The sequence below is a fragment of the Enterococcus florum genome (assembly GCF_004309355.1).
Lineage (GTDB): Bacteria > Bacillota > Bacilli > Lactobacillales > Enterococcaceae > Enterococcus_A > Enterococcus_A florum.
Window position 1 is genome coordinate 201670 of the sequence record NZ_BJCC01000010.1, and the last position, 10732, is coordinate 212401.

Sequence of the window (10732 nt, forward strand, 5' to 3'; positions counted from 1 at the left end):
GCCCGTTACAGCGAAGGTCATGATGACCAGTTGAGGCCGTCTGTTGTGAAGCAGCGGCGAAAAAAGGTGGAACCACGTAATGTACGTCCTTTAGTCGAAAGACTAAAGGATTTTTTTGTTTTCACCGCTGACCATGACTAAACGAGGTTTTTTCTGTGAGGAAAAGACAAAGATGAGGTGGAACCACGTGATCATACGTCCTCTGGTTAACAAAACCAGAGGACTTTTTTGTTCGTTTGCAATCAAAAAGAGGATATCGCCGTACGCGCGTCGTACGAGCTGGGGAGGAAACATCAAGATGACTTATTTAATCGACGTAATGCCGCAATTGCTGACCGGAGCTACCACTACACTAAAACTATTTTTATATACGATCATTGGTTCTTTGCCTTTAGGAATCCTGCTGTCATTTGGATTATCCAGTCGATTTAGACCCATCAAATGGATCCTGCAACTGTATGTATGGATCATGCGGGGCACTCCGCTGCTTTTGCAATTGATCTTTGTGTTCTACGGATTGCCGTTAGTAGGGATCGTATTCGACCGTTTCGAGGCTGCTCTCTTTGCCTTCATTTTGAACTATGCTGCGTATTATGCTGAAATCTTTCGCGGCGGGATTCAGTCGATTCCCTTGGGCCAATATGAAGCCTCTCGCGTGTTGGGATTGACGCCTTTTCAAACAATCACACGGATCATCATTCCTCAAGTCGTGAAGATCGTGCTGCCTTCTGTCGGCAACGAAGTGATCAATTTAGTAAAGGACACCTCTTTGGTGTATATCCTTGGTCTATCCGATGTCATGCGTGCTGGAAAGATCGCGATGGAACGCGACACTACGCTGCTTCCACTATTAGGAGTAGCTATAATATACCTCGTGATGACCGGGATCGCTACAGTCATTATGAAGCAGCTGGAAAACCGGTTGAATTATTATCGCTAAACAGAAACCTATTCGACAGGACTGAAGGAGAAAAATTATGATTGAACTAAAGAAAATCAATAAATCGTTTGGCAATAAAAAAGTTATCAATGATTTGGATCTGGTGATCCCAGACGGTCAGATTCTTGCGATCGTAGGGCCATCCGGCGGAGGAAAGACTACTTTGCTGCGAACACTCGCAGGTTTGGAAACCACAGACAGCGGTACCTTTTTACTTGATGGACAGCCCTTTGACCCCGCTGCCAGTAAACAGACCGAACAAGTCGTCGGCGTGGTCTTCCAAGATTTCCAGTTGTTTCCTCATCTAAATGTTTTGGACAACATAACGATCGGACCACGGTTGGTGCTTAAGCAGGACAAAGAGACCTACACGAAAAAAGCAGAAAATCTGGCAAGTCTATTGGGGATCGACGAATTGCTGAACAGCTATCCTTTCCAATTATCGGGCGGACAAAAACAACGGTTGGCAATCGCTCGGGCTATGGCGATGAATCCGAAGGTGTTGGCCTATGATGAGCCTACCAGCGCGCTGGACCCTGCGTTGCGGCAGCAGGTTGAAAATTTGATTTTGGAACTGAAAGCAGACGGAGTCACCCAGATTGTGGTCACCCATGATCTCGTTTTTGCTGAGAATATTGCAGATAAATTATTAAAGGTAGAACCAATCAAATAAGGAGGAAAACACATGAACATGAAAAAAATTGTATTAGGGGCAGCAGCAGTGATCAGCTTAACCCTTCTTAGTGCTTGTGGAAATGAAAAGAATGCAGCCAGCGACGAAAACACGTGGAAAAAAGTAGAAGAGTCAAAAGAAATCACGATTGGATTGGATGACACCTTCGTTCCTATGGGATTCAAAGATGAGGATGGGAAGATCATAGGCTTCGACATTGACTTAGCTACTGCTGTCTTTGAAGAATACGGCGTTAAACCAACCTTCCAGCCGATTGACTGGTCGATGAAGGAAAATGAATTGGATAATGGCACGATCGATCTGATCTGGAATGGCTACACGATGACGAAAGCGCGTGAGAAGAAGGTAGCCTTTTCAAAACCATACGCCAAAAATGAACAGGTGATCGTAGCCAAAAAAGATAGCGGCATCACAAAAGACGCAGATTTAAAAGACAAGGTGCTGGGAGCACAGGAAGGTTCTTCTGGGTATGAGGCTTTCACTCAACAAGCAGATAAACTGAAGGATATGGTACAAGATCAAGATGCTACTTTATATGCCAGCTTTAACGAGGCATTTATTGATTTGGAAAGTGGTCGAATCGATGGACTGCTGATCGATCGAGTATACGCAGATTACTACTTGAAGCAAGCCGGGAAAATGGATGATTTTACAGTTTTCAACGCTGGGTTCAAGAATGAAAACTTTGCTGTTGGTGCTAGAAAAGACGACACAGAGCTGGTTGGAAAAATCAATGAAGCATTTGACAGATTGCAGGAGGAAGGCAAGTACGGCGAAATTTCTGAGAAATGGTTTGGTGAGCAGTGGAGTATTCCTGAAGAATAAACGGTAAGAGGTTTGGTTGAATGCAACCAGAAAAAGAGGAGGAAAACAATGAAAAAATGGGTAGTTGGGGTTTTGGCAGTATTGATGACGATCAATCTAGCGGCCTGTGGGAAAGAAAAGGAAGCTTCTGGCGATGAGAGCTGGACGAAGATAGAAGATGCCAAAGAGATTACGATCGGTTTAGATGACACTTTTGTTCCGCTAGGTTTCAAAAATGACCAGGGGGAGATCGTGGGCTTCGATGTAGATATAGCCACTGCGATTTTTAAAGATTATGGTATTACACCTAAATTTCAACCAATCGATTGGTCAATGAAGGAAAACGAGCTGGATAATGGCACGATCGATTTGATTTGGAACGGTTATTCAGTGACAAAGGCTCGGGAGAAAAAAGTTCGCTTTACGATTCCTTATGCTGAAAACGATCATATCATCATGACCCGTAAGGACAGCGGCATCACGAAGCGTGAAGAAATGAAGGACAAGATACTAGGAACGCAGGAGAGTTCGTCCAGTTATGAATCCTTCTTGAAAAATCCCGAGAAATTAAAGGATTTAGTCAAAGACGAAGATGCGGTCCAGTATGCCAGCTTTAATGAAGCCTTTATGGATCTGGAAAATGGACGTTTGGATGGTATTTTGGTTTCTGTGATCTATGCGGAATACTACCTGAAGCAAAATGATAAGTTGGATGATTTCAATTTGTTCAATCCAGGTTTCAAAGGCGATAGTTTAGCCGTAGGTGCACGAAAAGGGGACAAAGCACTGGTGGATAAAATCAATCAAGGAATGAAAAAGCTGGAAGAAGATGGCCGTTATGCCGAAATCACGGAAAAATGGTTTGGCAAAGCCATGGAGTTGCCAGCAGAATAGATCCCACTCGATTGAGACATCCTACATGAATAATGATTTTTGAAAGCCGCTTGGCAGATTGGAAGAAGACGACTTCTGATCAATCAGGCGGCTTTCTTTTATCAAAAAAATGATTTCTTAAATTTTCGCTAAGGAACATTTTTCATCTGAAGCAATTCGCCAGAAAAAGCGGTGTTTTCAGCACCTTTAACTGGTAAATACGCGGTAAAACTACTGTCGAAAGTAAAAAGTGGAACAACGAATGCCCACGGATAAAAACTCTAGCAAAACTTTTGTTTGCCTCGTTTTTTTTGTATAATGAAACAGATGAAAAGAGGGATACAATGGCGCAAAAGAAGCGTACTAAAAAGAAAAGAAAAACCAAAAAGCAAAAACAACTGCAAGAACAGCGCCTGATCGTGATCATCGGCTTAGTTTTTATTCTATTTGCGGTGTTTTCCCTTCTTAGCTTAGGCTTTCTAGGGAATTTAATCGCCAATGTGCTGCGCATGGTCGGCGGCAATACGTATCAGTTCTTAGCGCTGCTGTTAGGGATATATGGTGTCCTACTGGTGGTTAAAAATACAAGCTTGAAAGTAACCAAGATTCGACGATGGGCGGGGATTGGTGTTGCATACCTTGGTATTCTGCTGATTCTTCATGCACGATTGTTTGCAAATGTCGAAGGCCAGAATCCAAATGTTTTGCAGACGACATGGGATCTGCTGATGACGGATTTTCTAGGAAATCAAGTCAGCCAAAATGTCGGCGGCGGGATGTTTGGCGGGGCATTGTACAGCTTGACGCATTTTCTGGTTTCACAGGTAGGCAGTTACATCATTGCAGTGCTGCTTTTGATTTTAGGGCTCTACTTATTCACCATGATGGAATTTTCGCAAGTGACGGATGTGTTGAATCAGGGCATCGACTTCTTGAAAGAGAAATTCTCCGAGTCGGATGAAAAAAAAGCTGTTAAATCTGAAAAGCGGGCAGCCCAAAAGGCGGAAAAAGCGAAGCTGAAAGCCGAAAAACAAGCTGAAGAGCAGGCTGCAGCAGAAGAAAAGCAACGCAACCGTGTCCGCTCGTTGACTCCTGGAGAACAATTGGCTAAAGAAAATCAAGAAACCCACCTGCAAGAACCCGAACAAATGAAGCTAGTACCGATCGAAGCTTATCAAGGAAATATTGAGGTGTCAGAACCGTTGCCGCAAGAAGAGATGGTGAATCCTGAAGAGGGAGACACAGGAGATTTGGAATTTGAGATCAATGCTGAACCGGAAGATCGCGATTATCAGCTGCCTTCTTCCAGCTTGCTGGACTCCATTCCTGCAACGGATCAAAGCGATGAATACAAAATCATTGAAAACAATATCAAGGTACTGGAGAAAACCTTCGACAGTTTTGGTGTAGATGCGACTGTTGTAAAAGCCAGTCTAGGACCATCCGTAACCAAATTTGAGATTCAGCCGGCAGTTGGTGTGAAGGTCAGCAAAATTGTCAGCTTAACAGACGATATCGCCTTGGCTTTAGCAGCAAAGGACGTACGGATGGAGGCTCCGATTCCTGGGAAATCATTGATCGGTATCGAGGTTCCCAATAATACGATCAGTACCGTATCCTTCCGGGATATCATTGAAGCACAGCCAAGCCATCCAGATAAGCTGCTGGAGGTTCCGTTAGGCCGCGATATTTCGGGGATGGTGCGAACCGCTGATCTAAGCAAAATGCCGCATTTGCTGATTGCCGGCTCCACGGGAAGCGGGAAATCGGTGGCCATCAATGGCATCATCACCAGTATATTAATGCGGGCTAAGCCCCACGAGGTCAAGATGATGATGATCGATCCAAAGATGGTGGAACTGAATGTGTACAATGGGGTGCCGCATTTGCTGACACCTGTTGTCACGAATCCCCGCAAGGCTGCTCAGGCGCTGCAAAAGGTCGTTCAGGAAATGGAAGAACGGTACGAGAAGTTTGCGGCGACCGGTGTACGAAATATTTCTGGCTTCAATGAACTGATCATCCAAAAAAATCTAGAGGATGGTCAAAATCGTCCGATCCTGCCGTTTATCGTCGTGATCGTGGATGAATTGGCGGACCTGATGATGGTGGCCAGCAATGAGGTGGAAGATGCCATCACACGTTTGGCGCAGATGGCACGTGCCGCTGGTATTCACATGATCTTGGCTACGCAACGTCCGAGTGTGGATGTCATTACTGGGATCATCAAAGCCAACGTTCCTTCACGTATCGCCTTCGCTGTTTCAAGCGGAACAGACTCTCGAACAATCATTGACAGCAATGGTGCAGAAAAGCTGTTAGGAAGAGGCGATATGCTGTTTTTACCAATGGGTGAAAACAAACCGATTCGGGTGCAGGGCGCCTTTATTTCCGATCACGAGGTGGAACGGATCGTGACTTTTGTCTCCGATCAGCAGGAAGCCCATTACGAGGAAAAAATGATGCCGACTGAAGAGACGACCACGTCACCATCAGACGTTCCTCAGGATGATCTGTATGAAGAAGCTAAAGCATTGGTTATCGAGATGCAGACAGCCAGCATTTCTTTGCTGCAGCGTCGTTTCCGCATTGGCTACAATCGAGCAGCACGGATCGTGGATGAATTAGAAGAAAAAGGGGTAGTTGGACCTTCTGTAGGCAGCAAGCCTCGTGAGGTCTATCTTGAAAAAGAAGAACCGATAGAACACCCACTGGAAGAAAATTAATAATCAGGACTGCAGATATCTTCAGTAATTAGGCTGGATCTGCAGTCTATTTTTATTGAAATGAAAAATTTCAACATTAATGTGTAAACAACATGTGTTATACAGCACAAAATGTCTATGCTATATTTTTGTTAGATTGATAAGCGCTTACAATTGGAGGAAACAAATGGAAGGACTGAATCAACGCCAAAAAAAATTGATCCAGCTGCTTTTGCAAAATGAGAATTATCTACCGGTGGCTCATTATGCACAGCTAGTAGGCAAAACCAGTCGAACGATTTATTCCGATCTGGATAAGATTCAACGTGTGTTTTCCGCAGAAAAAGTGGTGATCGAGAAAAAGCCGCGGATCGGCGTAAAACTGATCGGTGATGCGAAGGCTAAAATGGCCCTATTGGAAGCCATCGGGGAATCCGAACAGATCATGCTTGAGACTTTCAGCCCAATGGATCGCCGGTTGTCTATTGCTAAAATGCTCTTGGTCGATGCAGCAACGATCACCCAACAACGACTGGCTAGACAGTTTCATACCAGTCCCAGCTCGATCGCGGTAGATCTTGACAAAATCAGTGAGAGCTACGGAATCACCATCGTTCCCTCAAAAAGAGGAACGTGTATCGAAGACGGAGAAGAAGAAATCCAGCGAGCCTTATTTCGGTTCATGGAGCAATGGCTCAGTCATGTTGGCATCTCGGATGACATGCTTTTTTCATTGAAAGGACAAGAGCAGGTCCACCAGATTTTCGAACCAAAGCTGGTCTTAGTGGTATTTGAACAGATTCAACTGCTAAAACACAATCAGGAACTCTTTTTTCCAGCGCAATATCAGAAGTCGTTGTTTTTACGGATGCTGGTTTTCTTTCATCGTCTAAGTAAGAACAGGCATATTGAAGAAAGTGAATTCCTGTTCGATCAGATTCAAATGATCGATACCTACTATTTAGCCAGTGGATTAGTAAAAGCTGTTTGCGAAGAGCTAGCGATCACCTATCGAGAGGATGATGTTTCTTACGTGAATCGCCAGCTTTTGGGCTATGGAATCAAAGTTCATTCAAGCTCGGAAGCAGTCTTCGAACAATATGCCCCGATCATTCAAAGGGTCTTAAAGACCATGAGCGAGATTATGCAAGTCGATTTTACAGAGGATGACGTATTAAGAGAACGTTTTTCCAATCATTTTATTCCGATGGTCTATCGATTGAAATTAGGCATCGAGATCACGAATCCATTGGTGGAAGAGATCAAAAATCAATACTCGATTATTTTCAGCTCGACGTGGTATGCTCTGGCGAATGTAGAGCAGGAGCTGCATATTCAGTTCAATGATGAAGAGGTAGCTTTTTTAGCGATGTATTTTCAAGTATCTCTGGAAAAAAGTCAAAATGGGAAAAAGATTTTGATCGTTTGTCCGACAGGTGTGGGTACTTCAGAATTGATCTATAACAAAATCAAACGTATTTTACCAGCACAAGATATCGCCGAGGTGACCACTGTCGATAAGCTGTATAAGAAAAATCTGGAGAACGTGGATCTGATCATTTCATCGATCCATTTGACTGATATCGACAAACCGATCATCAAGGTATCCACGCTGGTGACACAGGAAGACATTAAAAACATCACTTCTTTGTATTCTGATTTCTTTTATCAGGAGGAAGAAAACAGCCAGCAAAATGTTCAATTCGATGCGTTAAAGCAGGTGATCGATCCGGGTTTTATAGAGACCCATCAGCAGTTCGAAAACAAGACCGAGTGCCTGAACCATATGATCGATCGGTTGGAAAAAGAAAGGATCGTCACTCAAGCATTTCGACAAGAAGTCTTTGAGCGGGAGCAATTGGGTGAGACCGCACTGGAGACGGGGGTAGCCATCCCGCATGCGGCTCCACAAAATGTATTAAAAACGAAAGTATCGATTCTCACGTTAAAAAAACCAATTTTATGGGATCAGCGAAAAGTTTCGTACGTTTTGTTAATGTGTGTAGCCCAAAGTGAGCGAAAACTGGTTCGTGGAATTATTGCGGATATTCATAAAATCGTTCGCTCAGAGGTGAACATAAAGCACTTTTTCGATCAACAGAGTGCAGAAGAGATTTATCAAGGAATTCTCAGGAGGTAGGAGTATGACAGAGGTCATTACAGAGGAGTTAGTGGATTTAGCAGTAGAAGGAATAAAGAGTCGAGCAGTTATCGAGGCATTAGCCAAACGAATCGAATCAACTGATCGTTTAACGGATTATGCCGGCTACTTTCAAAGTGTGATCGATCGTGAGGAACTGACCTCGACAGCAATCGGGTTTGGTATTGCTATCCCTCATGGCAAAAGCAAGCATGTAAAAGAGTGTACGGTTGCCTTTGGAAGGCTTCAGCAGCCAGTAGAATGGAATAGTTTGGACGGAGAACCTGTAGAGATGGCTTTCTTACTAGCTGTCCCAGAAGATTGTGCAGGAGACGAACACTTAAAAATCATCGCAGGACTGTCTCGTAAGCTGGTCCATGAAGAATTTCGTGAGTTGTTGAAAACCTCGACCAGTGAAAAAGAGATCGTTAAAGTGATCAATGATAGTTTAGCAATGGTATTGAACTAAAAAATAGAAGAATGAAATGAGGAAAAAGAAATGAAATTAGTAGCCGTAACCGCATGTCCTTCAGGAGTTGCACATACGTATTTAGCCGCCGAAAGTTTAGAGGTCGCAGCCAAGAAAAACAATATAGCTATTCACGTGGAGACGCAAGGTTCGATTGGGATCGAAAATGCGCTGACAAGTGATCAGATTGCTGCTGCAGATGCCGTGATTTTAACCAACAATATCGGGATCAAAAACGAGGAACGTTTTAAAGGCAAGCCGGTCGTTCGTGTGAGTGCTGGAGACTGCATCAATAAAGCAGATGCAATCGTCAAAAAGCTTCAGTCAAAATTAGGCTAAGAGTACAAAAAGAAATGTGCGAAATCTTGGCAGCTTGATTGCCAATGTACATCACGTGAAATAGGAGGAAAAGAAATGATCAGTTTGTTGAAAGATACCAGAAAGAATTTGATGACCGGTGTGTCCTACATGATTCCTTTTGTGGTTGCTGGTGGGATTTTATTAGCCTTGAGTGTGCTTTTCTCCGGCAGTGCCGCTGTTCCGGAAGAGGGAATGCTGGCAGATATTGCAACGATCGGTATCACTGGATTAGGGATGATGGTGCCGATTCTTTCAGGGTATATTGCCTTCTCGATGGTCGATCGTCCAGGACTGGCACCTGGAGTGATTGGCGGCTTGATCGCCAGTAATATTGGAGCAGGCTTTCTTGGTGGAATTTTGTCTGGTTTATTAGCCGGTGTGGTTGTTTATTATTTGAAACAAATCAAGCTTCCCTCCAGCTTGCGTTCATTAGGACCGATTTTTATCATTCCATTAGTCGGTACGACGATCGTGGGGTGCTTGATGTATTGGGTGATCGGTAAGCCGATTGCCGGATTAATGACTGGACTGACTGCTTGGTTAGAGTCCATGGGGACTACCAATATGGTTGTGTTAGGTTTGGTATTAGGCGCAATGATCGCCTCAGACATGGGCGGACCAATCAATAAGGTTGCTTTTGGCTTTGGCTCCGCAATGGTAGGCACGATCGATTCAGTGACCGGGATGCCTAGTGCGACAGCTCTATCTATTATGGCAGGAATCGGTGCGGCTATTTGTATTCCTCCTTTGGCGATGGGGGTTGCGACATTGGTTGCGCCGAAAAAATTCTCGTTGGAGGAACGAAATTCAGGCAAAGCTGCGATCGTCATGGGATTAGTCGGAATCTCAGAAGGTGCAATCCCTTTTGCAGCAGCAGACCCGCTGCGCTGTATACCGGCTAATATGATCGGCAGTGCTGTCGGTGCAGCGGTAGCGATGGTATTAGGTGCGGGAAATCCAGCACCATGGGGCGGATGGATCGTTGCTCCAGTCGCACAAAATCCGTTGATGTATATTGCAGGCACTTTGGTCGGAGTAGTCATCACGGCAGGTATCGTAGTCGCCTTGAAAAAACCAATCGCTGAAGTAGGAAGCGCAGCAGATTCACTGGCAGATGAGGATATTGATTTAGATATTGAAATCATGTAATTTATAAAAAATCATGAGTGACCGATGCACAGAATTGGAGAAATCTAGTTCTGTGCATTTTTTTCGAAACCTTCTTAAGAGGACCAAAAAAAGCAGTTCATGCTATACTTAAAGCATGAATCAAGAAAGTGAGGGATGACTATGGCAAAAATATATCGTGGTTCTGGCTTTTTTGGCAAGGATGCTCTTGGGATCTTCGATGACGGGAAAGTATACGAGGGGACCGGTTTGTTTAGTAAAGACATTGTTGGTTCTTATAAAGATGGCAAAATTTATACGGGCAGCGGTCTTTTCGGCAAGGATCAAGTCGGCTCATTCAAGGACAATAAAATATATCGCGGAACCGGTTTATTTGGTAAGGATGCAGTGGGAATGTGTAAAGACGGTAAAATTTATAGAGGGGTCGGACTATTCGGCAAGGACGTCATCGGCTCTTATGAGGGTGATGATGAAGAAGGGGCTGCCGCTGCAGCTTTGTTATTGCTGGAATCAGAGTTAATAGAAGAGAAGTAAAGAAAAAGCAGTGACCGTTAAATCAGGGAACTGTACCGACCCCCAAAAGTTAGACCAAAAATCTAATATTTTGGGGGTCGATTTT

The 10732-nt window shown here is 44.1% G+C and carries 10 protein-coding genes and 1 other annotated feature (1 of these 11 cut by a window edge); all 10 genes read left to right on the top strand.

Going from position 1 to position 10732, the window contains the following annotated elements:
* Positions 1-94, top strand: a binding site (T-box leader); it begins 132 nt to the left of the window's first position.
* A 204-nt stretch (positions 95-298) separates the two neighbouring features.
* The 10 genes from NRIC_RS07085 to NRIC_RS07130 all read left to right on the top strand — a co-directional run bounded on the left by NRIC_RS07085 (position 299) and on the right by NRIC_RS07130 (position 10647).
* The gene (locus NRIC_RS07085; RefSeq protein ID WP_146621994.1) at positions 299-940 is read left to right on the top strand and encodes an amino acid ABC transporter permease; all 642 of its coding nucleotides are present in this window, start codon (positions 299-301) and stop codon (positions 938-940) included.
* Positions 941-977: 37 nt separating this feature from the next.
* Entirely contained in the window at positions 978-1613 is a 636-nt protein-coding gene (locus NRIC_RS07090; protein WP_146621995.1) for an amino acid ABC transporter ATP-binding protein, read from the top strand.
* 12 nt (positions 1614-1625) lie between these two features.
* Entirely contained in the window at positions 1626-2459 is an 834-nt protein-coding gene (locus NRIC_RS07095; RefSeq protein WP_146621996.1) for an amino acid ABC transporter substrate-binding protein, read from the top strand.
* A 48-nt stretch (positions 2460-2507) separates the two neighbouring features.
* Positions 2508-3332 (top strand): amino acid ABC transporter substrate-binding protein, encoded by an 825-nt coding sequence (locus NRIC_RS07100; RefSeq protein WP_146621997.1) that lies wholly within the window; start codon positions 2508-2510, stop codon positions 3330-3332.
* 323 nt (positions 3333-3655) lie between these two features.
* Entirely contained in the window at positions 3656-6037 is a 2382-nt protein-coding gene (locus tag NRIC_RS07105) for a DNA translocase FtsK (RefSeq protein ID WP_146621998.1), read from the top strand.
* Positions 6038-6203: 166 nt separating this feature from the next.
* The gene (locus tag NRIC_RS07110) at positions 6204-8156 is read left to right on the top strand and encodes a BglG family transcription antiterminator (RefSeq protein ID WP_146621999.1); all 1953 of its coding nucleotides are present in this window, start codon (positions 6204-6206) and stop codon (positions 8154-8156) included.
* 4 nt (positions 8157-8160) lie between these two features.
* On the top strand, positions 8161-8625 hold the full coding sequence (locus NRIC_RS07115; RefSeq protein WP_146622000.1) for a PTS sugar transporter subunit IIA: 465 nt from the start codon (positions 8161-8163) through the stop codon (positions 8623-8625).
* Between the two features lie 30 nt (positions 8626-8655).
* Positions 8656-8964: a PTS fructose-like transporter subunit IIB gene (locus NRIC_RS07120; protein ID WP_146622001.1), complete on the top strand. Its 309-nt coding sequence runs from the start codon at positions 8656-8658 to the stop codon at positions 8962-8964.
* Positions 8965-9039: 75 nt separating this feature from the next.
* Positions 9040-10134 carry a PTS fructose transporter subunit EIIC gene (locus NRIC_RS07125; RefSeq protein ID WP_146622002.1) on the top strand — a complete coding sequence of 365 codons (1095 nt, stop codon included), beginning with the start codon at positions 9040-9042 and terminating at the stop codon, positions 10132-10134.
* A gap of 141 nt (positions 10135-10275) precedes the next feature.
* Positions 10276-10647: a 6-fold beta flower protein gene (locus tag NRIC_RS07130; protein ID WP_146622003.1), complete on the top strand. Its 372-nt coding sequence runs from the start codon at positions 10276-10278 to the stop codon at positions 10645-10647.
* Positions 10648-10732 lie beyond the last annotated feature (85 nt).

What these genes read in the sequence shown, in the direction of transcription:
- NRIC_RS07100 (WP_146621997.1), top strand. Translation starts at nt 2,508, where the DNA reads ATGAAAAAATGGGTAGTTGGGGTTTTGGCAGTATTGATGACGATCAAT.
- NRIC_RS07115 (WP_146622000.1), top strand. Translation starts at nt 8,161, where the DNA reads ATGACAGAGGTCATTACAGAGGAGTTAGTGGATTTAGCAGTAGAAGGA.
- NRIC_RS07105 (WP_146621998.1), top strand. Translation starts at nt 3,656, where the DNA reads ATGGCGCAAAAGAAGCGTACTAAAAAGAAAAGAAAAACCAAAAAGCAA.
- NRIC_RS07095 (WP_146621996.1), top strand. Translation starts at nt 1,626, where the DNA reads ATGAACATGAAAAAAATTGTATTAGGGGCAGCAGCAGTGATCAGCTTA.
- NRIC_RS07130 (WP_146622003.1), top strand. Translation starts at nt 10,276, where the DNA reads ATGGCAAAAATATATCGTGGTTCTGGCTTTTTTGGCAAGGATGCTCTT.
- NRIC_RS07085 (WP_146621994.1), top strand. Translation starts at nt 299, where the DNA reads ATGACTTATTTAATCGACGTAATGCCGCAATTGCTGACCGGAGCTACC.
- NRIC_RS07090 (WP_146621995.1), top strand. Translation starts at nt 978, where the DNA reads ATGATTGAACTAAAGAAAATCAATAAATCGTTTGGCAATAAAAAAGTT.
- NRIC_RS07110 (WP_146621999.1), top strand. Translation starts at nt 6,204, where the DNA reads ATGGAAGGACTGAATCAACGCCAAAAAAAATTGATCCAGCTGCTTTTG.
- NRIC_RS07125 (WP_146622002.1), top strand. Translation starts at nt 9,040, where the DNA reads ATGATCAGTTTGTTGAAAGATACCAGAAAGAATTTGATGACCGGTGTG.
- NRIC_RS07120 (WP_146622001.1), top strand. Translation starts at nt 8,656, where the DNA reads ATGAAATTAGTAGCCGTAACCGCATGTCCTTCAGGAGTTGCACATACG.